We start from the raw sequence: 23,038 nt of genomic DNA on the forward strand, positions 1-23,038 counted from the left end.
GCCATGACTCCGTCTGATGTTAAAGCCACGCTATCGTTCAGCGACAACTCGCCGAGCGTCGAAATGCCGATCTACAAGGGTACGATGGGCCCGGACGTGATCGACATCCGCAAGCTGTACGGCCAGACCGGCAAGTTCACGTACGACCCGGGCTTCATGTCGACGGCAGCTTGTAATTCGGCGATCACGTACATCGACGGCGACAAGGGCGAACTGCTGTACCGCGGCTACCCGATCGACAACCTCGCGCAAAACGCGGACTTCCTCGAGTCCTGCTACCTGCTGCTGAAGGGCGAACTGCCGAACGCAGCGCAGAAGAAGGAATTCGTCGACACCGTCACGAAGCACACGATGGTGCACGAGCAGATGCACTTCTTCTTCCGCGGCTTCCGTCGCGACGCGCACCCGATGGCGGTGCTGGTGGCGGCCGTCGGCGCGCTGTCGGCGTTCTACCACGACTCGCTCGACATCAACGATCCGCGTCACCGCGAAGTGTCGGCGATCCGCATGATCGCGAAGCTGCCGACGCTCGTCGCAATGGCGTACAAGTTCAGCATCGGCCAGCCGTTCGTGTATCCGAAGAACGAGCTGTCGTACAGCGCGAACTTCATGCACATGATGTTCTCGAACCCGTGCGAAGAGTACAAGGTCAACGACGTGCTCGTCCGCGCACTCGACCGCATCCTGATCCTGCACGCCGATCACGAGCAGAACGCATCGACGTCGACCGTCCGCCTGGCCGGCTCGTCGGGCGCGAACCCGTTCGCATGTATCGCGGCCGGTATCGCATGTCTGTGGGGCCCGGCGCACGGTGGTGCGAACGAAGCCGCGCTGAACATGCTCGAGCAGATCGGTTCGCCGGACAACATCCCCGAATTCATCAAGCAGGTGAAGGACAAGAATTCGGGCGTGAAGCTGATGGGCTTCGGCCACCGCGTGTACAAGAACTACGACCCGCGTGCGAAGCTGATGCGCGAAACGTGCTACGAAGTGCTGAACGAACTGGGCCTGCACGACGACCCGCTGTTCAAGCTCGCGATGCAGCTCGAGAAGATCGCGCTGGAAGACGAATACTTCGTGTCGCGCAAGCTGTACCCGAACGTCGACTTCTACTCGGGCATCGTCCAGCGCGCGCTGGGCATCCCGACGTCGATGTTCACGTGTATCTTCGCGATGGCACGTACGGTCGGCTGGATCGCACAGTGGAACGAAATGATCGGCGATCCGGAGCAGAAGATCGGCCGTCCGCGTCAGCTGTTCATCGGCGATACGCCGCGCGAAGCGAAGCCGATCAACGCACGTTAAGTCGTGCGCGGCGCGAACGGCCGGCTGGCCGCTCGCGCCCGGCGATCGCAACGCCAAGACACCCCGACGGGTCAGCCCGTCGGGGTGTTTTCATTTGTGCGGCCGTGGTTCGCCCGGTCCGGCGTGGCGCTCCAGCGACGGCGGGCGTGTGTCGAGTGCGGGCGCGTCGTCGTCGGGCGCGTGGCCGTGCTGCACGAAGAACTGGCGGTATGCGCCGGGCGTCATTCCGCGCTCGGCGAGGAACTGGCGGTTGAAGTTCGCGGCATTCGGAATGCCGCAGCGCGCGGCCACGGTCGCGATCGGCCAGTCGGTGCCGACCAGATGACGGCACGCGTGCGCGAGCCGCAGCCGCTGCACGTAGCGGCCGACGCTTTCGCCGAGATGCCGGACGAACAGGCGCTGCAGCGTGCGTTCGGACATGTGCGCGGCGGCGGCGAGCGCGTCGATGCGCAGCGGTTCGTGGAAGTGCCGGTCAATCGCGTCGAGCACGCGGTCGAGGCGTTCGGCTTCGGGGGCGGCCGCGTTGGCGTGCGGTGCCGTACCGTCGGCCCGGTTGTACGCATGTGCGGTGGCGAGCGGTTCGCCGCCGGCTTCCGCCAGATCGGCGAGGGTGTCGAGCGTGGCAGCGAGCCGTGTACGAGGCGACGGATCGAGCAATCGCGGCAGCCGTGCGCGCATCGCGCGGGCCGCATCTGCGTCGAAGCGCAGGCCCGATGCGGCACGCCGCAGCAGCGAACGCAGCGGCGCGTATTCGGGGCAGCAGTCGGCCAGCCGCCGCACCCAGTCGCCGTCGAACCAGATGACGAGCGCGACTTCGGGCGCATCGCGATCGATGCGTGCATTCGACGACCAGGTATGCGGCAGGTTGGGCGGCACGAGCACCAGGTCGTCGTCCGCGTAGTGCGCGACGTGATCGCCGATGAAGCGCCGGCCGCGGCTGTTGAGCGTCAGCGTCAGTTCGTATTCGGGATGGCGATGCCATTCGAACGGAATGCGCGCGAGCTGGCGGTGATAGACGCGGATCGAACAGCCAGGGCCGAATGTCACGTGCTCGTACTGCGGTTTCATGGCGGCCTCCGGGCGAGGGCGGGCACCGCGCCGTGGCATGATCGTGAGCGATCGTCACGACGGAGCAATGCCATGTTTTCACATGTTTGCGTGGGCGTTAGCGATACCGCGCGCGCCTACGATTTCTACGCGCCGCTGTTCGCGGAACTCGGGCTGCGCCTGAAATTCCGCGAGCCGGATGGCTGGTCGGGCTGGATGCCGGCCGACGCCGACCGGCCGCTGTTCTTCTTCGGCCATCCGCTCGACGGCCGCGCGCCCGAACCGGGCAATGGCCACACGATCGCGTTCGATGCGCCGACACGCGCGCACGTCGATCGCTGCCATGCGCTCGTGCTGCGCCACGGCGGCACCTGTGAAGGGCCGCCGGGCCTGCGGCCGCACTATCACCGCGACTACTACGGCGCCTATTTCCGCGATCCGGACGGTAACAAGCTGTGCGTGGTCTGCCATCGTCCGGAGTGACGCATGGTTGTCAGGATTGTATCGATAGTTGGCTGAATAGTGGTGATCGCGGCCGCGTGCCGGCCGTACGCTGACAGCACATCACGATACCTGTCAGCGAGGAGACCACGATGCAACTGACGATTGACGACCTGCCCGCCGCCATTCGCGACGCGAAAAGGGTGCTGCGCGCCGACCTGCCCGGTTACGCGGCCACGTTCCGCGAGCTGGAGGGCGACGTCGCGCGGCAGGTCGACGCGATCCGCCGCGCGCATGCGCATGGCCATGACGTGATTCCGGTGGTGCCGTTCGCGGATATCGCGGGCGAAACCGTCGAGCCGCACGCGCTTGCCGCGATCCGCATGCATGGCGCGGTCGTGATCCGAGGCGTATTCGATGCGCAGCAGGCGCGCGACTGGAACGACGAGATCGGCGCGTACCTGGACGCGAACCGCTTCGCCGACCGGCTGCAGGCACGCGCCGAGGATCGCTATTTCGGCAACCTCGCATCGGGCAAGCCGCAGATCTACGGCGTCTACTGGTCGAAGCCGCAGGTCGCTGCGCGCCAGTCGCCGGCCCTGACCCGGGCGCGCGTATTCCTGAACCGCCTGTGGCGGCATGCGGACGGGGCACGAACGCACTTCGATCCCGACCAGGTGCCGGCCTATGCGGACCGGATTCGCCGCCGCCCGCCCGGTTCGACGTCGCTCGGGCTGTCGCCGCATGTCGACGGCGGTTCCGTCGAACGCTGGCTTGGCGCGAATTTCCGCCAGGTCTACCGTCATGTGCTGGCCGGCCGCTGGCGCGATTACGACCCGTTCGATGCGGCGTTCCGTCCGGACGTCGAGGAGATTCCGTCGCCGGCCGTGTGCTCGATGTTCCGCACGTTCCAGGGCTGGACCGCGCTGACGCCGCAGGGGCCCGGCGACGGCACGCTGCAGTTGATCCCGGTCGCGAACGCGATGGCCTATGTCGTGTTGCGCGCGCTGCAGGACGATGTCGCCGACGACGACTTGTGCGGCGCACGTCCGGGCCGGGCGCTGTCGATCCGGCCCGAATGGCACGCGCTGCTGCTCGACGCGCTGGTGCCGATCCCGCACATGGAGCCGGGCGACGCGGTGTTCTGGCACGGTGACGTCGTGCACGCGGTCGAGGATGCGCACCGCGGCAGCGGCGACAGCAACGTGATGTACATCGCGGCCGCGCCCGGTTGCGCGAAAAACGACGCGTACCTGCGGCGCCAACGAGCTGCGTTCCTGCGCGGCGAGAGCCCGCCCGATTTCCCGGCCGATCACTTCGAGGTCGAATTCGACGGACGGGGCGAGGAGGGCGATCTCACGGCGCTCGGCCGTTCGCAGATGGGGTTCGGGCCGGACGTGTAGCAGGCGCGCCGCACGCGAAAGCGGCCGTTCGCGAGACGGGTGAGCGGCCGTCTGCCGAATCCGCTGCGTGCCGCGCGCAATTCGACGCAATCGGCTGTCGGCGCAGCCGAAATCGACGCGAATTGCGCAATTTGGCTTCCGATAATGGTCCGGAGACAACGCAGCCGCCCCGTGCACCTCACGGGCGTGGCGCTGACCATGGAGGAGTCGATGCAATTTACGCAAGCGATCGTTCGCCGCCCCGCGCCGTCCTGTGGCGCGGGCCTGACCACCGCCGAGCTCGGCGCGCCCGACTACGACAAGACGCTTACTCAATTCCACGCTTACTGCGACGCGCTGCGCACGCTCGGCGTCGAGCTGACCGAACTGCCGCCGCTGGAGGCGTTCCCCGATTCGCACTTCGTCGAGGACGTCGCCGTCGTGACGCCGGAATTCGCGGTGATCACGCGCCCCGGCGCGCCCGCGCGGCGTGGCGAGACGGTGCACATCGAAGCGGCGCTCGGCGCGTATCGCGACCTGCTGCCGATGCACGAAGGCCGTCTCGATGGCGGGGACGTGATGCTGGTGGGCAAGCGCTTCTACATCGGCCTGACGGGCCGTACCGACGCCGAAGGCATTGCCGCGTTCGAATCGCTCGTGTCGCGCTACGGCTATTCGGTCGTGGCGGTGCCGGTGGGTGCCGGCCTGCATCTCAAGTCGGTCGTCAACGCGCTCGGCGACGACACGCTGCTCGTGACCGAGGCGCTGGCCGCGCATCCGGCCTTCGCCGACTATCGCCGGATCGCGATCCCGGCCGCCGACGAATACGCGGGCAACACGCTGCGTGTGAACGGCACGCTGATCACGCCGGCCGGCTACCCGCGCGTGCACGACGCGATCGCCGCACTCGGGCTGCCGCTGCACGTGATCGACACGAGCGAGTTCCGCAAGATGGACGGCGGCCTGACCTGCCTGTCGCTGCGGTTCTAGCCGATTGGCGCGCGGCCGCTTCGGCCGGATAATGTGGCCCCCGCGCGGAACAGGAGACGTTCCGCGCACCAGCCACGACCCGACCGGAGCGAACGCGGATGCCTGACAAGAAGATGCAGCTCGACAAGATCGATCTCCGGATCCTCGACATCCTGCGCACCGACGGGCGGATTTCCTACCGTAAGCTGTCGGAACTCGTGAACCTCACGCCGCGGCCGTGCCAGGCGCGCGTGGAGCGGCTCGAGGCGCTCGGCGTGATCGAAGGCTACCGCGCGGTGATCAAGCCGCCGCGCGCGACCAAGCCGATCGTCGTGATCGCGCAGATCGTGCTGGCCGACCACGGGCGTTCGCAGGCGCCGTTCGAGGACGAAATGCGTGCGAATCCGGCCGTGCTCGATTGCTGGCTCGTCAGCGGCACGTTCGATTTTCTCGTGCGGCTCGCGTGCGAGGATCTCGACGAATACCGGCGGATCGCGAACGTGTGGCTGGAAAGCCCGCGGTTCCGGATCGAGAAGATCGTGACGACGGCCGAACTGCAGGCGATCAAGCGCAGCGTCGTGTGATGCGGCCGGCCGGGCAGCGCCGGCTTCGACGCGAATGACCGGGCTGGACGATTTGCATTCCGAATCAAATCGTCCGGCCCGAATCCAATCAGGGTGAACACTATGGATGCTTTGCAAGCGGTAGCGGAGACGGCCGCGCCGTCCGGAACGACGCTGAAGCGCCGTCTGCAGGGCCGCCACATCGCGATGATCGCGATCGGCGGCTCGATCGGTACGGGGCTGTTCGTCGCGTCGGGGGCGTCGGTCGCGCAGGCGGGGCCGGGTGGTGCAATCGCCGCGTATATCGCAATCGGGCTGATGGTGTACTTCGTCGTCACGGGCCTCGGCGAGATGGCCGCGCTGATGCCGGTATCGGGCTCGTTTGCGATCTACGGCGAAAAGTACGTCGACGAAGGCTTCGGCGTCGCGCTCGGCTGGACCTACTGGTACAGCTGGGCCGTGACGATCGCGATCGAACTGGTTGCCGCGCAGATCGTGATGCGCTACTGGTTCCCGGCCGTGCCCGGCATCTGGTGGGGCGCGGGCTTCCTCGTGCTGATCTTCCTGCTGAATACGCTGTCGGTGCGCGGTTTTGGTGAATCGGAATACTGGTTCTCGCTGATCAAGGTCGTCACCGTGGTCGCGTTCATCGCGGCCGGGCTGCTGATCGCGGCCGGCCTGATCGGGAACGGGCATCCGGTCGGCTTGCGCAACTTCACGACGGGCGACGCGCCGTTCGTTGGCGGCGTGCACGCGATGATGAGCGTTGCGCTGATCGCGGGCTTCTCGTTTCTCGGCACCGAGCTGGTCGGGATCACCGCCGGCGAATCGGAGAACCCGCGCAAGACGATCCCGCGTGCGGTGAAGCAGATCTTCTGGCGGATCATGCTGTTCTACGTGTTCGCGATCTTCGTGATCGGCCTGCTGGTGCCGTATACGGACCCGAACCTGCTGAAGAGCGACGTGACCGACATCGGCGTGAGCCCGTTCACGCTGGTGTTCAGTCACGCGGGTTTCCGGCTCGCGGCCGGTGCGATGAATCTCGTGATCCTGACGGCCGTGCTGTCGGCCGGCAATTCCGGCACCTACGCGGCCACACGGATGTTGTACAACCTCGCGGCGGAAGGGCGTGCGCCGGCGATGTTCGCGACGCTGTCGCCGGGCGGGGTGCCGCGCAACGCGCTGTACGCGACGATGGCCGTCGGCGGGCTGTGCTTCCTCACGTCGCTGACCAACAACCAGGGCATCTATCTGTGGCTGCTGAATACGGTCGGCATCACCGGTTTCATCGCGTGGCTCGGCATCGCGGTCTGCCATTACCGGTTCCGCAAGGGGTTCCTGAAGCAGGGCTACCGGCTCGATCAACTGCCGTACCGCGCGAAATGGTTTCCGTTCGGGCCGCTGTTCGCGATCGCGATCTGCATCGTGATCTCGCTCGGGCAGGATTACCAGGCGTTCTTCGCGGCCCGCATCGACTGGATGGAAGTGCTGTCGATCTACGTTTGGATTCCGCTGTTCGTCGCGATCTGGTGGGCCTATCGCCGCGCGCGCAAGAGCCGGCTCGTGCGCTACGAGGAGATGGACATCGGGCCCTGGCTGACGCGTTCGGTCGAGGCCGTCGATGCGACGGCCACGCAGCACGGGCAGCCGCACTGACTGCCCGGTACTGAAAGCGCGGTAACGGGAGCCGGTCGTATCGTACGGCCGGCTCCGACGCGGTGGCCTGCGTGCGGCGACGCACGCAAACCGCGCTCAGTGCGCCTGCTACAACTGCGCTTTCATGAAATCCACCCATGCGCGCACTTTCTGCGGTACGTGCCGCGTCGCGACGTACAGCGCGTAGATGTTCTGCCGCGGAAACCGGTAGGTGGGGCAGCGTATCGACCAGTGCGCCGCTTTCGAGATCGTCGCGCACGAGCCATTCGGGCAGCAGCGCGCCGCCGCTGCCCTGGTGCGCCAGTTCGCTCAATACCGATGCGTTGTCGACGACGACGCGAGGCTTCGTCGCCGGTCGAAACACATGCTCGTTGCCCGCGCGATCGGTGAGCGCTCATTCGGCGATCCGCTCGAGACGACAGTGGCCGAGCTGCGGCACACGGGCCCGTTGATCGGGCGCCGCCGGTTGCGGGAGCCCGACCTTCGCAGGCAGGTCGGGCGCCATCACGGCGAGCTCGTCGCAGGTGGCGAGGCAGACGCCGCGATAGGGCAGGTCGCGAAAGTGCTCGTGGCGTCCGAGCCGGATTGCGACGTCGACGCAGTCGCGCACGAGATCGGCCTGCGACGTATGCGTTTCGAGCCGCACGCGCAACGCGGGATGCTGCGCGGTGAACGCATGCAGCATCGGTGCGAGACACCGGTCGTCGCGTGAGCGGGGGCATCCGCTGTCGTGCACGAAGAGCGGCGCGGATGCCGTGCCGGCGTTACTTGTCGAGCTCCGGATAGTGCCGGAAGATGCCCATGTCGTTGAACGGGATGCGGCGCTCGGATTCGAGATAGTGCGCGACCGGCGAGTGGAGTGCGACGCGGTCGTGCAGCGCGACCAGCGCCGCGATTTTCCGCTCGGCACGCTTCATCGCTTTCGGAAACGCGTAACGCAGGCCCTCGATCAACTGGAACATCGACAGGTCCGCATAGCTGAGTGCGTTGCCGGCGAGGTAGCCGCTCTTGTGCGGATTCTGGTCGAGTACGCGCTCGAAGTAACCGAGGAATTTCGGCAGCCGGTTTTCGAGGAAATCAGCCGCGCGCTCGGCGGCTTCCGCCTGCTGGTCCTCGTAGTAGAGGCCGCTTGCGATCGGATGATGCGTGTCGTGGATCTCGGTGACGAAATCGGCGACGGTCAACTGAAGCTGGTGTACCCACAGCCGGCCGGCTTCGTCGTCGGGCGCGAGCCCGAGCCGCGCGCCGAGAAACAGCAGGATGTTCGCGGTCTGCCCGACCACCAGGTCGCCGGCTTTCAGGAACGGCGGCGCGAACGGCACGCATTCCGCCTTCGTGCTGTCCATCATGCGCATCATCGCCGGCACGCCCATGCCGCGCCCCGATTCGCGCGCAACGTCGACATAGTCGGCTTCGGCTGCTTCAAGTGCGAGCCGCACGTACTCGCCTCGGCCCTGGATCTCGGGCCAGTAATACAGTTCGTATCGCATGTTGTTTTCCCGTTCGTAGAACCGGCTGCGACCGGCATTGTGACGACCGGGCGGCCGCGCGCCGCGCGTCACCCGCTGCGAATAGACAGTCTAGGCGATCGCAGGAAAAGTGCCGCGTGCATCGCACGCTACGCGCTGCGCTCGCCGCCTTCGGGGCCGTAGAAAAACACCCAGGTCGAGAAATCGTCGGAGAAGCCGATGAAGCGGTGCTCGGCGTGTGCCGGGACGAACAGCACGTCACCGGTCGCGACCTCGCATTCGCGTCCGTCGACGACGAAGCGCGACGTGCCGGTGGCGATCACATAGACCTCGTCGCGCGTATGCGGCTTCTGCTTGTCCTCGATGCGCGGGCGGTACAGCTCGATGTCGAGCGTGCCGTGGCGAAACAGCGTCGTGAACAGCGCGCCTTCCTTGTCGAGGCGGTCGAGCGATTCGTTCAGGCCGAGCTTCATGGCGGTGGGCTCCGGGTCAGTCTCGTGGAGACTTGGGAATGCGCGTTGCGCCATCGTATCTCGAAATAAGGGGTGCGGCGCTCAGCGTGAGACGGTGCATGCGAATCACGTGGCTCGCCATGGATGAAACATCGGCCGCACGTGCTCGCCAAGGATGAAACGGATGCGTCCATCGATGAAACGGCATGACGATCGTCCGCATTCGATCGACAGGTTCACCACGATTTAATAAACGCCCACTACGATCCCGCATCGTCGATCGACCGATGCGCAGCGATTCGATTCGAGCGTAGGCGGTGCCATCCATCGCCCGATCGCGCAACGCGTCAGGTTGTCATTTCCCGTGAACCCGCGATTTGCAACGCCGTGGCCGGCTGCCGGCGTCGCTCGCACCATTTCGTATTTCTCATGAATCTGAACCCATCGGCATCGTTACGCAGAAAACTCCTTGCTGCCGCGCCCGCGGTTGCCGTCGCACCGCTGCTGAGCGCATGCGGCGGCGACGACGTGACGTCGGCGCCCGTCACCGATGCGGCGCTGGCCGCGCAGATGTCCGCGAAGCTCAACGCACAGCTCGGCGACGCGGCGACGGTCAATGCGATCGTGCCGGCACTGACCGATGTCGGCTTCACGTGGGGCCTGCCGACGGTGCCGGCCGCGCAGATCGGCGCGATCGTCGCGTACAGCTTCGGCAATCGTCCGAACGCGGCGAGCGGCAACACGTCGAGCACCGGTGGCAACCAGTCCGCGCTGCCCGATCCGGGGCCTGTCAATGAAGCGCTCGCGGATGCCGTGTACCGCATCCGCCAGTTGAAACCGGTCAAGGTCTACGCGCAGTGGGAGATCGCGCGCTTTCTCGTGTCGAAGTACGGAATGGGCGCCGACGTGCTGTCGTCGGTCGAGCCGGTGATCGCGAGCGACGGCTCGATCGTGTACCTGAGCACGGCCGGGGTCGCGGCCGTGGCCGTGTCGCGCGCGGGCGGCGCGGCCGCAATGGGCACCGTCGCGGTGGTCGGCCATCGCGACCACGCGAAGCGCTGCATCCAGACCTCGCAGCAGGCGGGCATGAAGGCGGCAACGGTGGCCGAGGTGTCGCTCCCGACAATGTACGACCTGCAATCGGGCCAGCCGTGGACACGCAACCGCAGCCTTTATCTCGTGCACGACATGTATGCGCAGATGCTTGGCCGCGCGGTGACCGCGACGATGCAGGCGTTCCCGAAGGGCTGACGCCTTCCGCTCCCACTTGATTCTCATGACCATGACGACCCGCCGCCATTTTCTCGCTTCCACTTCATTGCTTGCCGCCTCGTGTGCGTCCGTTGCCCCCGCTTTCGCGGGCGATGCCCCCGTTTCCGATGCGGAGTTGCAGCGCCAGATGCTCGGCAAGCTGACGAACGAACTGAACGACCGCGCGACCGCCAGCGACGAAGCCGGCTACCTGTTCGACACGTTTTTCTCGTGGACGTCACCGACCGTCGCTGCCACCGCCATCAACACGATTGCCGCGTTCAGTTTCGGCAGTCGCGCCGGGGCATCCGGTGCTGCGCCGGTGCCTGGCCCCGTGAACGAGGCGATCGCCGACGCCGTGTTCCAGCTTCGACAGAAGGTCTCGGCCCCGATCTTCGCGCAGCAGGAAGTCGCGAGCGTGCTCGCATCGAAGTACGGACTGACGGCCGGCGTGATGTCGATCGCGACGCCCGCCCTGGCTGCCGGCAGCCCGATACCGACGCCCGACGGCGTGGCCGCCGCGATCGTCAAGCAGGCCGGCTCGGCCGCGGCGCTCGGCAAGGTTGGCGTCGTCACGCATTCGGATCAGGCGTCGATTGCCGTGCGCGTGTCGACTGCGGCAGGGATGCAGGCCGCCGTGCCGGCCGGCCTTGCGCTGCCGTCGCTCTACGACACGTCGGCGTGGATGCCGGCCTTGCGGCGGCGCGATCTCTACCTGCTGAGCAACGCCGGCGTGCAACTCGGCATGCTGCGCCTCGACCTGATCAATCGTGAGTACCCGAACGGCTGAAGCCACGAGGCATCGGCGCGTGTGATCCGGGTGGCGCGATCCGCGATTCGCCGTCGCTCCCGCCGGCCGGGCGGTGTGGCCGATCGTGCTCGTGTCGAGTATCGCGCATAATTCCCGGGCTCAACGTGCCCCAACCGTCAACCGTTAGATACGTCACTTGATCTTGACGACGACCTTACCCTTGGCGCGTCCTTGGGCTAGGTATTCAAGTGCATCCTTTGCTTGTTCAAACGGAAATACCTTGTCAATCACGGGATGGATACGTTCGGACGTAAGCAGTTTGCCAATCTCGGCGAGTTGAGCACCGTCGGGGCGTACGAAGAGAAATGAGTAGGTGACGTCCCGCTTTCTCGCAAGACGCATGATCTTGCGGCTCATTAGGCCGAACACAAACTTCAGGACGAAGTTCAGCCCGCGAGCACGGGCGAACGCTGCGTCCAGCGGCCCGATAAGAGAGACGATCTTCCCTCCCGGCCTCAGGATTCCTACCGATTTTTCAACCGCGTCACCCCTGATCGTGCCAAGCACCACATCGTAGTCACGCAGCACCTTCTCGAACGCTTGCTTCTTGTAGTCGATTGCCTCGTCCGCGCCCAGGCTTGTCACCAGCGGGATATTACCCGTGCTGGTATTGGTCCCCACCTTAGCGCCAAAATATTTGGCCAGTTGGATCGCAAATGTTCCAATACCGCCGGACCCCGCAGGGATGAACACCTTCTGACCCGGCTGAAGATTGGCACGCTCCTTCAGTGCTTGCCATGAAGTGAGCCCGACCATTGGAACCGAGGCGGCCTGCACGAAGTCCAGATTAACCGGTTTCGGGGCTGCAGCGCTCTCCGGTACCACTGCATACTCGGCGATAGATCCTCTTCCAAGGTCGAACAGATTTGCAAAGATGGCGTCGCCTTTCTTGAAGCGAGTGACGCGGCTACCAACATCGATCACAATGCCAGCCAGATCGCTACCCATGATGGCGGGCAGTTGGAATTTCAAGACGGGTTTGAACATTCCCGTTGGAATCATGTTGTCGATCGGGTTCACCCCCGCAGCGTGAACCTCAACCAGCAGTTCGTCGGGCTTTAGCGTGGGGCGAGGAATTTCGGCGAATCCAATCTCGGGTGATTTGCCATAGCGTTTGAATGTGAGTGCTTTCATGTTGCTCTTGCTCCGATGTTGCGTTGTATTGTGAAGGCGCTGAACTGAGCCGCGCTCACGCCCACGCGACGAATATTGGTCGAGAATCATGCGTGCTCTGCCGGGATTCGCGAGAAACTTCATACGCCGCTGGTCCACAAAGTGTTCATTGCGATAGGAATTCCAGTGCCGCGGGTACGAAGTTGGTGTAATGCTGGAAGATTCCACCGTGGCCAGCGTCCTGGTAAATCACGAGTTGTGCATGGGGGATTCGGCGGGCCATATCGTGGCTCAGAGCAGTGGGTACCATAATGTCGTTATCCCCATTGGCGATCAGGACAGGCATGGGCAGACTGGCGAGGTCCTGTGGCGTCTGCTGGCCCCAGGCCTTGATCGCTTTGAGTTGACGAAGGAGGGCGCGAGGTGTGGGCCCCTTGTCGCGGCCGGCCTTGCGTTCCTTCAACCGTTTCAAGAAGGCGCTTGCCGCCCGCCGTCCATTGGCTGTGGAAGTGAAGAACAGATACGCCTTCGGATCGCGTAGCGTGAGCAGGCCTTTGAGCATGAGTGGCCAGGACACGGCCCCCACACGATCGATGCCGTGACCGCCGGCGGGACCCGTGCCAGTGAGGATGAGCTTGCGCACCAGTCCTGGCGCCTTGAGAGTCACGTCCTGCGCCACGAAGCCGCCAAGCGAGAAGCCGAGCAGATCGACTTGATCGAAACCCATTGCGCGAATCAGTGCGATCGTGTCGCGCGCCATCTCGTCCACGGTCACCGGCGCGACGCCACCGGATAAGCCAATTCCTCGATAGTCGATGGCGATAACGCGATGCTTGTGAGCCAAGCCATCGACGATGCGCGGGTCGAAGTTGTCCAGCACGGCGCCCCAATGATTTAGCAAAACTAAAGGAATTCCGCCGTGCGGGCCCAGTTCACGGTAGACGAAGGTGGTTCCAGCCGCCTTGACGAACTTGTTCGGTGCTTGAGCAAACGACGTTGCCGATTGGGTGTCCGGGTTGATGCTCTTCATCATTGACTCCTTGGGTGCTGCTTTCATATGTCGAGCATCATGCTGACGGGTAAAAAAGCGGTCGGACTTCAATCCGCGCCGCAAACAAGATGCTCGAGTGCTGCTTCAAGCATCGATTCGGACAACGGCTCTTCGTCGACTGCGCGTGCTACGATCACGGCCCCAATCATCGTGGCTGCGGTCGCCAGGGCACGCTTGTGCGCATCGGGCTCGCCCCAATCGGCCGATTGGCGGGAGACGACTTCGATCATTTCTTTGATGCGGCGCGTAATTGCGCGTCGTACCGCCGGTGCCTGACGCGGCATTTCCGTTCCGAGGGCGGCGATTGGGCAACCGGCCTCCGGGTTCTTCACGTGCTCCTTGGACAGATAAGCTCGCAGAAGCGCCCGCAGGGAATGCTCGGCGGGCACGGCTGCCGCACAGTGCAAAAAGGTGGCGATGGCATCGGCACCTGCGCGATCCGCCAGCTCGACCAGCATTGCCTCTCGCGAGGCGAAATGCCCATAAAACCCGCCGTGGGTGAGGCCCGCGTGCTTCATGATGTCGGCAATGGCGACGCCGTCATACCCGCTGCGGCGGATCAAGCGCGCGCCAGCGTCGACGATGCGCTCGTGCGTGGCTTCCTTGGATCGGGTGGTGGATCGTTTCATATGACGTTCATTACCGATGAGTTTCTGGGCGCAAGCCCACGGCGCTCAATTCCGCGCCCGCAGACGGCGCGTGCGAAACGTCCCCCAGCCGCTGCTGAAAGCAGACTTCAAGAATGCTGCAAGGCCGCCCTCGTCGGGGCGCGGTTTTCTACCCCTCGCAATGCGCTTGAGCTGGCGCGTGTACCACAGCACCTCCATGATTCCGAGGCGATCGACAGCCTTGAGGCCGGTACTGATTGGGTGCACCTGCTGCAGGCTATCGCGCCCTTGAAGCAAGGCGGCGGGGGCATCGGGATCGATCGCGAGCAGCCGCGCCAAGCCCACCACATCCAGCGCGCTGGAGTGCAGCGCCGCGTTCATGCCGGCAGCGGTGCGAAAACCACCGGTCACCATGAGTGGCACTTTGACTGCTGCGCGCACCTTCCGGGCAAAATCAAGGAAATAGGCTTCTCGGGCCGCGGTGGATTCCTTCTTCGGTTCTCGCATCGCGCCGCTCATGGCAGGTGCCTCATAGGTACCGCCGGAAATCTCGATCAGGTCGATCCCCGCATCGCTCAACGCGCGGATTGTCTCGATCGATTCTTCTTCCGTAAAACCACCGCGCTGGAAGTCGGCCGAATTGAGCTTGATTCCCACCGGGAAGTCCGGGCCGACCTGCCGGCGGATTTCCGCATAGACGGCCAATACGAAGCGGCGCCGCTTCTCGGGGCTGCCGCCCCATTCGTCGCTGCGGCGGTTGTGGTGCGGAGAAAGAAATTGGCTGATCAGATAACCATGTGCTCCATGGATCTCTACGCCACTGAACCCGGCCTTCTTGCAAATGGCCGCGCTGCGCCCGAAGCGTTCGATGATGCCTTGAATCTCGGACGGGGTCGCTTCGCGCGGTGTCTCGAAGAATGCCGCCATGTCCTCGCGGAAAGGAACCGCGGAGGGCGCCAGGTTGAAGGCGTTCAAACCCTTGGTCGATTGCTTTCCGGGATGGTTAAGCTGCACCCAGATCGACGCCCCCTGCGCGGTGGCGGCCTCCGCCCACTGGCGTAGCACGGGCAAGTCCGCCTCGTCTTCGATCACGACATTCCCGGGCTCGCCCAACGCGCGGCGGTCGATCATCACGTTCCCTGTCATGATCAGTCCGAGCCCCGACGCAGCCCAGCGTCGGTACAACTGCACCAGGTCCGGTGTTGGGCGATTATCGTAGGTGCCGAGGGTTTCGCTCATGGCGGCCTTGGCGAGCCGGTTACGCAGCGCGCTGCCATTGGGCAGGTGCAGTGGCTGGTTCAGCAGATCTGTTTTCATGGCAACTCAGAAGACGGTGCGGTCGTAAGGCAAGACGACTTTCGGAGGCTGCAGGAACGCCGTAAGGCCCTGGAACCACAACACTTCCCGGAAGTCGCCACTGACGGTCAGGTCTTTACTGCCCACCCCTCTGAGGAAAGCCGCCTGGGCATCCTTGGCCGACAGAATCTCGAAGCCTTTGGCGGCACTCGTAAAGGTGAGCGTGAATCGAGGAGTCGCTGCCAGTCCCGCAAACGATCGGACGGTGCCGTCGTTGATAACAAAGTAGCGCCCGGCACCCGAAACCGTACGAATCTGGAATACCAGGCTCTTGGACGCAACGTAGCGCGCGGCGTTGGCGTCGCTCCTGATCTTGCGTCTCAGCATCTGGGCGAATGCCCACAACAGGAACTTGAACTTGAGCATTTCGGGCATCCTTTTGACCTGAGAAAAGTGCGTTCGGACCATGGCGACCGCCGCGTCACTCGCTCAGGAACTGAACTGCGTGACCCAGGAAGCGTTGCGGGTACTGAAACTGCGCGGCGTGGCCGGCATCCGGGTAAATGAACAACTGCGCATTTGGCAGGTCGCGCGCCATGTAGAAGGAGTTAACCGTCGGGACCATCACGTCGTTCACGCCATTGAGGATGAACGTAGGCTGCCGGATGCCGCGCAGATACGCGAAAGGATCGTCTTCCGAGAGCCTCGGCATGTACAGCAGGTTGGCCTCGATCTGTGCGATCGAGACCTCGGGCGACGATGGCGGATCTTGGTCGGCTCGCATATGACGCCGCTCCCAGAACGCCCTTGCCGCCTGCTCGGCTTCTGCTGATCGTCCGAAGAACAGGTAGAGGAAGTCTTCGAACACCGGGACAGGATTGACCGCGGTGGTCAATACGCGCGGCTCCATTTCCGGATTACCCCCGCGCGGCCCGGTGCCGAGCAGCATCAGCTTGCGCACGAGCTCGGGATGGCGCCAGGCCAGGTCCAGCGCCTGAAACCCTCCCAACGAAAAGCCCAGCACGTCGATTTGCTGCAAGCCGAGTGCGCGAACGAAGGCCGCTGCGTCATCGGCCATGTCCTCAATGCGAGTTCGTGGTTGCCCGCCGGAGGAAGCGACGCCTCGACCGTTGTAGAGAATGACTTCGCGGCTTTGGGCAAGACCGTCCGTCATCAGTGGATCCCAGTTGTCCATGCCACCGCGGAAGTGCTGCAGGAACAGTAACGGCGGCTGCGAAGAATCTGCGTTACCCCAGCGGCGGTAGGCGAAGCGGGTACCTTCGACATCCACGAAGCGCGTGGGTGTAGTGATATGGTTGTCAGTCATGTTTTCACCTATTGAGAACATGTGTCGAGATGTCGGTCTCGTCGCCGCAGCTTCGCAGCTTCAATGCGCCAGAAATGCCAGACACTTGTGGCGCAATGTCCTCGTGGTATTGGTCGCTCCGCCGTTTGCTGCAATTGCTTTACTGACCACGGTGAACCCTGAAACAACCATAGGTGCAGTGTCGGGATGCAAGAAGCGGTTTTTTGCAGATCAGGCACGACCTGACTCTCGCCAAAGGCAGAAACGGCAATAGTCAGGTGTTGAGCTGATAGCGCTCGGCCGCGTGTGCTTGTCGAATGTCCGATATCAGTCCCTGGCGAGCGCCATCCAGCGCGTCCCACCGCCCAGCTACGTGCAGCGGCGGGATCGTGACCAGTTCGCGACGGTCGAACCCAATCAGTGCCGCGTCGACCAGCTCTCCCACTTCCATCACCTCGGGCAGCGTGTTCACGTCGATCCCGGCGCGCTCCCAGATCTCCGTGCGCGTCGCCGCCGGCAGGACGGCTTGCACGTAAACGCCCTTGGGCGACAACTCGAGGTTCAGGCCCTGCGACAGGAACAGCACGAATGCCTTGGTCGCGCCGTAGATCGACATGCCGAACTCGGGCGCGAAACCTACCACCGAGCCAATGTTGACGATCGAGCCGTTACCGGACTGCACAAAGCGTGGCGCGACCGCGGCTGCAAGCCTCGTCAGCGCCGTCGTGTTGAGCGTGATCAGGCGTTCGATGCTTTCAGGGGTTTGCTGCAGGAGGCCGCCCGACTGAGCCACGCCGGCATTGTTAATCAGAATTCCTATTCGATTGTCATCGCGCAGACGCGCCTCGAGCGCGGACAGATCGGTGGGCTGGGTCAGGTCGGACTGCAGCACTTCTACAGCCACGCCGCTTTCCTCACGCAGGCGCGCTGCCAACGCATCGAGTCGCGCCTTGTCACGGGCGACAAGGACGAGGTCATGGCCGCGCCGAGCGAAGCGCTCGGCGTAGGTGGCACCGATGCCGCTGGAGGCGCCGGTGATAAGGACTGTCGGAAGCGTGGTCATGGGTACTTTCCTTTGCAAGGGTTCTTCTGGCGGAGGCTCAATCAAGGGAGGGAGTCTTAGCCGGAAATCGTCGGGTAATCGATGTAGCCCACCGCGCCGCCGCCATAGAGCGTCGCCGGGTTGAGTTGCGTCAGGGGTGCACCGTGCTTCAGGCGTTCGACCAGGTCCGGGTTGCTGATAAACGGACGGCCGAACGCGAACAAGTCGGCTCTGCCCTCATTGAGTTGAGTGGTGGCGAATTCCACGTCGTAGCCGTTGTTGGCCAGATAGGTCTGCTTGAAACGGCGGCGCAGCGCGTCATAGTCGAACGCCGCCACATCGCGTGGGCCGCCAGTTGCGCCTTCGACCACGTGCAGATAGACGACGCCCTGGGCGCTGAGCTGTTCGGCGATGTAGTCGTATTGCGCTTGCGGATCGCTGCAGGAAATGCCGTTGGCCGGCGAAACGGGCGAGATGCGCACGCCAGTGCGTTCGGCGCCGATTTCCTTGACCACTGCGGCGACCACCTCGAGCAGCAGGCGCGCACGGTTTTCGATCGAGCCGCCGTAGTCGTCGGTGCGATGGTTGGCCCCGTCCTTGATGAACTGCTCCAGTAGATATCCGTTGGCGCCATGAATTTCCACGCCGTCGAAACCGGCGGCAATAGCGTTGGCCGCAGCCTGTCGGAAATCGTTCACGATGCCAGGCAGTTCGGCGAGTTCCAGGGCGCGTGGCTCGGACACGTCGGCAAATCCGTTGTTGACGAAGGTTTTCGTCTCGGCGCGGATGGCGGAAGGCGCGACCGGCGCCGTTCCGCCAGGTTGCAGGTCAGTGTGCGAGACGCGGCCCACATGCCAGAGCTGCACGAAGATGCGTCCACCCTTGGCATGTACGGCGTCCGTGACCTTCCGCCAGCCAGCGATTTGCTCGGGCGTGTACAGGCCGGGCGTGTCCTGATAGCCCTGGGCCTGGGCCGAAACCTGGGTGGCCTCGGTGATGATCAGGCCGGCCGACGCGCGCTGGGCGTAGTAGGTCGCGGCCAGCTCGCTGGGCACCAGCCCCGCGCCGGCACGGTTGCGGGTCAGCGGTGCCATGACGATGCGATTGGCGAGCGGCAGGCCACCGAGGGCGTACGGCTCGAAAAGCGTTTTCTCTGACATGTTGTTCCGTCGTCTGGTGGTGGGAATGGTTTAATGATGACGACCATAATCTAACGTGTCAAGGCTTTGATGACGATCAACATCAATGTATAGTCAAGCCATCAGACAGGAACGCGCCCACGGAGAGGAAAAGTGAAAGTCACCAAGGCACAGGCACAGGCCAACCGGGCTCGCGTCGTTGAAACAGCGTCGACGCTATTCAGGGAGCGCGGTTTTGATGGGGTCGGAGTAGCGGATCTGATGGGCGCAGCTGGGTTCACCCACGGCGGCTTCTACAAACACTTCAGCTCAAAGGCCGATCTGATGGCGGAATCGGCGGCCTGCGGCATGGCGCAGACCGTTGCGCTGTCGGCCGGGGTGGACGCATCGGAGTTCGTGCGGCTGTATCTCGCGCGCGAGCACCGCGACTCGCGCGCAACCGGCTGCACGATGGCCGCGCTGGGTGGGGATGCCGCGCGTCAACCCGAAGCGGTCCGGGCCACGTTCGCGGACGGTATCGAAAGGCTGCTGGCGGCGCTAAGCCAAGAACGTGGTTCGTCTGACGGTGCAGACTCGGCGGAGGCGCGAGCCAACTGCCTCGACATCATGGCGCATGCGGTCGGCGCCATTGTGTTGTCGCGCGCGTGCCCGGACGATTCTCCACTGGCCGACGAAATCCTGACGGTATGCCGCGACAAGATTCTCGCGACACTGGGCCCATCGGCGACAGCGCGCGAACCGGGCCGCAATCATGGTAACGACAGCCCCGCTAAGTCAAATTGACACCGGGCGCCGATGGTCGCCTTGAAGGTGTTGGAGTTCATGGAATACAAGGGCTCCGACGACTGATGTTCCCTGTGAGGCCAACTATCGTTCTCCTCATTTATCATTCGGCTCCAAACCGTCCATGCCCCAAGCGTGGAGAGCCATTGACGTTCCGAGATCGAGGTCATTGGGGGGGGGGCGCCGAAATATTGAACTCATTTTCTAATATGTCGGCCTGCATCTCGGCAGATATGTGACGACGAGAAGTCGTCAGTCATATTGGAATCCTTATGATTATCGAATTTCGAAAACGACAGCCGATGCTCGGCGCGAATTGGAAAACGAGACGTCTGCTTCCTCATACGTGCCTTGCTTCGCACTACGCAAGCCTGTCTGCGTTGATCGAGTGCCCTCGTGGGCGCTATTAAACTTATCGTCCAAGGAACTCGAGCGCCTTTGGCGCGAAGTCTTCTTGGGCGCATGCGTCCAAGGCCTCCTTCAGGCGTTGCTGGATCGTATTCAACTGCGGATCCGCGAAGCCGTTGCGGCGAATCCGTCCAGAATTCAACATGCTCAGCGTCGCCACTGCCTTGAAACGCTTGTCGGATTTGGCAGCATTCAAAGAATACCCGCGGCCACCGCAGATCCCGAGCAACCCCAGGCGCGTGACATCGACACCCGGATAGCGGGTGATGAAGTCCGCCGCGTCGTGGATGTCCTCGGTGCGGAACTGGGGCTTGTCCGTGCCGCGTGGCTCATCGCCACTGCCGCCCGGATACGCGGCATCCATCGCGATCGCGATGTAGCCATGCTCGGCCAGGCGCAGGACATGCAGTCCAGCGGCCTGCTCCTTTGCCCCACCGTTGGGATGGGCGACTATCCGCGTCTAATCGAAAGCTGCCCCGTTTGCCGGGTAATGCCGATACAGGTATTGGCACTACCAGCCAAACCACTGTTTTTAATGGGTTTTTTCGCATCCGGCCTGCGCCGTGACGCGTTCTGCGTGGCATAATCGACCGCATCCGCAAGGCTTGTAGTCACAACGACCCCGCATACCCATGGCACAGACTCTCTACGACAAACTGTGGAACACCCACGTGGTCCACACCGAGGAAGACGGCACGACTCTGCTCTACATCGACCGTCAGCTGCTGCATGAAGTCACGAGCCCGCAGGCGTTCGAAGGGCTGAAGATCGCGCAGCGCCCGGTGTGGCGCATCAGCGCGAACCTGGCCGTGTCGGACCACAACGTGCCGACCACCGATCGCAGCCACGGCATCGCCGATCCCGTCTCGAAGCTGCAGGTCGACACGCTCGACGCGAACTGCGATGCGTTCGGCATCACGCAGTTCAAGATGAACGACGTGCGCCAGGGCATCGTCCACATCATCGGGCCGGAGCAGGGCGCGACGCTGCCGGGCATGACGATCGTGTGCGGCGATTCGCACACGTCGACGCACGGCGCGTTCGGCGCGCTCGCGCACGGCATCGGCACGTCGGAAGTCGAGCACGTGCTCGCCACGCAAACCCTGCTGCAGAAGAAGAGCAAGAACATGCTCGTGAAAGTCGAGGGCACGCTGCCGCGCGGCTGTACCGCGAAGGACATCGTGCTCGCGATCATCGGCAAGATCGGCACGGCCGGCGGCACGGGCTACGCGATCGAATTCGGCGGCTCGACGATCCGCGCGCTGACGATGGAAGGCCGCATGACCGTCTGCAACATGGCGATCGAAGCCGGCGCGCGCGCGGGCATGGTCGCGGTGGACGACACGACGATCGACTACCTGAAGGGCCGTCCGTTCGTGCCGACCGGCGCGGAATGGGAGCAGGCCGTCGAATACTGGCGCCAGTTCAAGTCGGACGAAGGCGCGCAGTTCGATCGCGTGGTCGAGCTGAACGCAGCGGAGATCGTCCCGCAGGTCACGTGGGGCACGTCGCCGGAAATGGTCACGTCGATCGACGGTCGCGTGCCCGATCCCGAGCGCGAGAAGGATCCGGTCAAGCGCGACGCGATGGAGCGCGCGCTGGCCTACATGGCGCTCGAGCCGAACACGCCGATCGAATCGATCAAGGTCGACAAGATCTTCATTGGCTCGTGCACGAACGCGCGAATCGAAGACATCCGCGCCGCCGCGTATGTCGTGAAGAAGCTGAACCGTCGCGTCGCGTCGAACGTGCGGCTCGCAATGGTCGTGCCGGGCTCGGGCCTCGTGAAGGCGCAGGCCGAGCGCGAAGGGCTCGACAAGGTGTTCACGGACGCCGGCTTCGAATGGCGCGAGCCGGGCTGCTCGATGTGCCTCGCGATGAACGCCGACCGGCTCGATCCGGGCGAGCGCTGCGCGTCGACGTCGAACCGCAACTTCGAAGGCCGGCAGGGCGCGGGCGGTCGCACGCACCTCGTGAGCCCCGCGATGGCGGCGGCCGCGGCGATCGAAGGTCACTTCGTCGACATTCGCCAGCTGGGGTAACGCGTGACGGCATCGAAGGTCATTGCGCGGCTGGTTGCCGCGCTGGCGCTGGCGGGGCTGGGTTTCGGCCTCGCGGGCTGCAATACCGTCCGAGGCTTCGGCCAGGACGTCAACGCCGCCGGCAACGCGCTTCAGCGCGCCGCGGACTGACGCCACCGACCGAGAATTTGCGATGGGCGCCGGCTGGATGCCGGCCCTTCAACCGGATAGACGGATCATGGAAAAATTCACTGTGCATACCGGCGTCGTGGCGCCGCTCGATCGCGAGAACGTCGACACCGACGCGATCATCCCGAAGCAGTTCCTGAAGTCGATCAAGCGCACGGGCTTCGGTCCGAACGCGTTCGACGAATGGCGTTACCTCGATCACGGCGAGCCGGGCCAGGACAACTCGAAGCGTCCGCTGAATCCCGACTTCGTGCTGAACCAGCCGCGCTACCAGGGCGCATCCGTGCTGCTCGCGCGCAAGAACTTCGGCTGCGGCAGCTCGCGCGAGCACGCACCGTGGGCGCTCCAGCAGTACGGCTTCCGCGCGATCATCGCGCCGAGCTTCGCTGATATTTTCTTCAACAACTGCTACAAGAACGGGCTGCTGCCGATCGTGCTGACCGAGCAGCAGGTCGATCACCTGTTCAACGAGACGGTCGCGTTCAATGGCTTCGAGGTGACGATCGATCTCGACACGCAGGTCGTGCGCACGGGCGACGGCCGCGCGTATCCGTTCGAGATCGCCGCGTTCCGCAAGTACTGCCTGTTGAATGGCTTCGACGACATCGGCCTCACGCTGCGCCATGCGGACAAGATTCGCCAGTTCGAAGCCGAGCGCCTCGTGAAGCAGCCGTGGCTCAACACCAAGCTGGTCGGCTGATAGCGCCTCTCGGGCGGACGCGCCGGCGGCGCGTTC

At 64.1% G+C, this 23,038-nt stretch carries 23 protein-coding genes and 2 pseudogenes; 12 read left to right on the forward strand and 13 right to left on the reverse strand.

The features are described from left to right. Positions 1–3: 3 nt before the first annotated feature. Complete coding sequence (gene gltA, locus B7G54_RS24880; protein ID WP_085041481.1) at positions 4–1,305, forward strand: citrate synthase; 1,302 nt, start codon at positions 4–6, stop codon at positions 1,303–1,305. A gap of 90 nt (positions 1,306–1,395) precedes the next feature. On the opposite strand, the gene B7G54_RS24885 is transcribed toward gltA, so the two are convergent. Further along, positions 1,396–2,373 (reverse strand): helix-turn-helix domain-containing protein, encoded by a 978-nt coding sequence (locus B7G54_RS24885; RefSeq protein ID WP_085041482.1) that lies wholly within the window; start codon positions 2,371–2,373, stop codon positions 1,396–1,398. Between the two features lie 72 nt (positions 2,374–2,445). Here B7G54_RS24885 and B7G54_RS24890 point away from each other — a divergent pair, with 72 nt between their 5' ends. From B7G54_RS24890 to B7G54_RS24910, 5 genes are all read left to right on the forward strand, one after another. Next, positions 2,446–2,835 (forward strand): VOC family protein, encoded by a 390-nt coding sequence (locus tag B7G54_RS24890; protein WP_085041483.1) that lies wholly within the window; start codon positions 2,446–2,448, stop codon positions 2,833–2,835. Between the two features lie 110 nt (positions 2,836–2,945). Further along, the gene (locus B7G54_RS24895; RefSeq protein WP_085041484.1) at positions 2,946–4,196 is read left to right on the forward strand and encodes a DUF1479 domain-containing protein; all 1,251 of its coding nucleotides are present in this window, start codon (positions 2,946–2,948) and stop codon (positions 4,194–4,196) included. A 210-nt stretch (positions 4,197–4,406) separates the two neighbouring features. Beyond that, complete coding sequence (locus B7G54_RS24900; RefSeq protein WP_085041575.1) at positions 4,407–5,165, forward strand: dimethylarginine dimethylaminohydrolase family protein; 759 nt, start codon at positions 4,407–4,409, stop codon at positions 5,163–5,165. A 98-nt stretch (positions 5,166–5,263) separates the two neighbouring features. Further along, a complete protein-coding gene (locus B7G54_RS24905; protein WP_085041485.1) occupies positions 5,264–5,728 on the forward strand; it encodes an Lrp/AsnC family transcriptional regulator in 465 nt (154 codons plus the stop codon). A 102-nt stretch (positions 5,729–5,830) separates the two neighbouring features. Further along, positions 5,831–7,363 (forward strand): amino acid permease, encoded by a 1,533-nt coding sequence (locus B7G54_RS24910; RefSeq protein ID WP_085041486.1) that lies wholly within the window; start codon positions 5,831–5,833, stop codon positions 7,361–7,363. 211 nt (positions 7,364–7,574) lie between these two features. On the opposite strand, the pseudogene B7G54_RS24915 reads toward B7G54_RS24910, so the two are convergent. The 3 genes and pseudogenes from B7G54_RS24915 to B7G54_RS24925 form a co-directional block, all read right to left on the reverse strand. Continuing rightward, positions 7,575–8,048 (reverse strand): annotated as a pseudogene (locus B7G54_RS24915) (LysR substrate-binding domain-containing protein); the annotation flags it as partial. Positions 8,049–8,127: 79 nt separating this feature from the next. Next, positions 8,128–8,853 (reverse strand): glutathione S-transferase, encoded by a 726-nt coding sequence (locus B7G54_RS24920; protein WP_085041576.1) that lies wholly within the window; start codon positions 8,851–8,853, stop codon positions 8,128–8,130. 128 nt (positions 8,854–8,981) lie between these two features. Further along, entirely contained in the window at positions 8,982–9,305 is a 324-nt protein-coding gene (locus B7G54_RS24925; protein WP_085041487.1) for a cupin domain-containing protein, read from the reverse strand. Positions 9,306–9,713: 408 nt separating this feature from the next. Between B7G54_RS24925 and B7G54_RS24930 the strand changes: the two genes are divergently transcribed. Further along, the gene (locus tag B7G54_RS24930) at positions 9,714–10,535 is read left to right on the forward strand and encodes a hypothetical protein (RefSeq protein WP_085041488.1); all 822 of its coding nucleotides are present in this window, start codon (positions 9,714–9,716) and stop codon (positions 10,533–10,535) included. A gap of 31 nt (positions 10,536–10,566) precedes the next feature. Further along, positions 10,567–11,325: a Tat pathway signal protein gene (locus tag B7G54_RS24935; protein WP_085041577.1), complete on the forward strand. Its 759-nt coding sequence runs from the start codon at positions 10,567–10,569 to the stop codon at positions 11,323–11,325. A 153-nt stretch (positions 11,326–11,478) separates the two neighbouring features. Here B7G54_RS24935 and B7G54_RS24940 read toward each other — a convergent pair whose 3' ends face one another. The 8 genes from B7G54_RS24940 to B7G54_RS24975 form a co-directional block, all read right to left on the reverse strand. Then, positions 11,479–12,480 (reverse strand): NADP-dependent oxidoreductase, encoded by a 1,002-nt coding sequence (locus B7G54_RS24940; RefSeq protein ID WP_085041489.1) that lies wholly within the window; start codon positions 12,478–12,480, stop codon positions 11,479–11,481. Positions 12,481–12,625: 145 nt separating this feature from the next. Beyond that, positions 12,626–13,489, reverse strand: coding sequence for an alpha/beta fold hydrolase (locus B7G54_RS24945; RefSeq protein ID WP_085041578.1), 864 nt, complete (start codon positions 13,487–13,489; stop codon positions 12,626–12,628). Positions 13,490–13,557: 68 nt separating this feature from the next. Beyond that, on the reverse strand, positions 13,558–14,139 hold the full coding sequence (locus B7G54_RS24950) for a TetR/AcrR family transcriptional regulator (RefSeq protein WP_085041490.1): 582 nt from the start codon (positions 14,137–14,139) through the stop codon (positions 13,558–13,560). A gap of 45 nt (positions 14,140–14,184) precedes the next feature. Then, on the reverse strand, positions 14,185–15,435 hold the full coding sequence (locus B7G54_RS24955; protein WP_085041491.1) for an NADH:flavin oxidoreductase/NADH oxidase family protein: 1,251 nt from the start codon (positions 15,433–15,435) through the stop codon (positions 14,185–14,187). Between the two features lie 6 nt (positions 15,436–15,441). Then, positions 15,442–15,840, reverse strand: a complete 399-nt coding sequence (locus tag B7G54_RS24960) for a helicase (protein WP_085041579.1) — start codon at positions 15,838–15,840, stop codon at positions 15,442–15,444. 55 nt (positions 15,841–15,895) lie between these two features. Continuing rightward, entirely contained in the window at positions 15,896–16,741 is an 846-nt protein-coding gene (locus B7G54_RS24965; RefSeq protein ID WP_085041492.1) for an alpha/beta fold hydrolase, read from the reverse strand. Between the two features lie 253 nt (positions 16,742–16,994). Next, positions 16,995–17,783 (reverse strand): SDR family NAD(P)-dependent oxidoreductase, encoded by a 789-nt coding sequence (locus tag B7G54_RS24970; protein WP_085041493.1) that lies wholly within the window; start codon positions 17,781–17,783, stop codon positions 16,995–16,997. 56 nt (positions 17,784–17,839) lie between these two features. Beyond that, a complete protein-coding gene (locus B7G54_RS24975; RefSeq protein ID WP_085041494.1) occupies positions 17,840–18,922 on the reverse strand; it encodes an alkene reductase in 1,083 nt (360 codons plus the stop codon). Positions 18,923–19,054: 132 nt separating this feature from the next. On the opposite strand from B7G54_RS24975, the gene B7G54_RS24980 reads away from it, so the two are divergent. Then, a complete protein-coding gene (locus B7G54_RS24980) occupies positions 19,055–19,684 on the forward strand; it encodes a TetR/AcrR family transcriptional regulator (RefSeq protein ID WP_085041495.1) in 630 nt (209 codons plus the stop codon). Between the two features lie 430 nt (positions 19,685–20,114). Here the strand turns inward: B7G54_RS24980 and B7G54_RS24985 are convergent. Continuing rightward, positions 20,115–20,546: pseudogene (locus tag B7G54_RS24985) on the reverse strand (alpha/beta hydrolase); the annotation flags it as partial. A 178-nt stretch (positions 20,547–20,724) separates the two neighbouring features. Here B7G54_RS24985 and leuC point away from each other — a divergent pair. The 3 genes from leuC to leuD all read left to right on the forward strand — a co-directional run bounded on the left by leuC (position 20,725) and on the right by leuD (position 23,002). Beyond that, a complete protein-coding gene (gene leuC / locus B7G54_RS24990) occupies positions 20,725–22,134 on the forward strand; it encodes a 3-isopropylmalate dehydratase large subunit (RefSeq protein ID WP_085041496.1) in 1,410 nt (469 codons plus the stop codon). A gap of 3 nt (positions 22,135–22,137) precedes the next feature. Continuing rightward, positions 22,138–22,284 carry an entericidin A/B family lipoprotein gene (locus tag B7G54_RS24995; protein ID WP_085041497.1) on the forward strand — a complete coding sequence of 49 codons (147 nt, stop codon included), beginning with the start codon at positions 22,138–22,140 and terminating at the stop codon, positions 22,282–22,284. Positions 22,285–22,351: 67 nt separating this feature from the next. Next, positions 22,352–23,002 carry a 3-isopropylmalate dehydratase small subunit gene (gene leuD, locus B7G54_RS25000; RefSeq protein WP_085041498.1) on the forward strand — a complete coding sequence of 217 codons (651 nt, stop codon included), beginning with the start codon at positions 22,352–22,354 and terminating at the stop codon, positions 23,000–23,002. Positions 23,003–23,038: the final 36 nt, after the last annotated feature.

Origin of the sequence: Burkholderia puraquae (assembly GCF_002099195.1) — a bacterium.
GTDB classification, from domain to species: Bacteria; Pseudomonadota; Gammaproteobacteria; order Burkholderiales; family Burkholderiaceae; genus Burkholderia; species Burkholderia puraquae.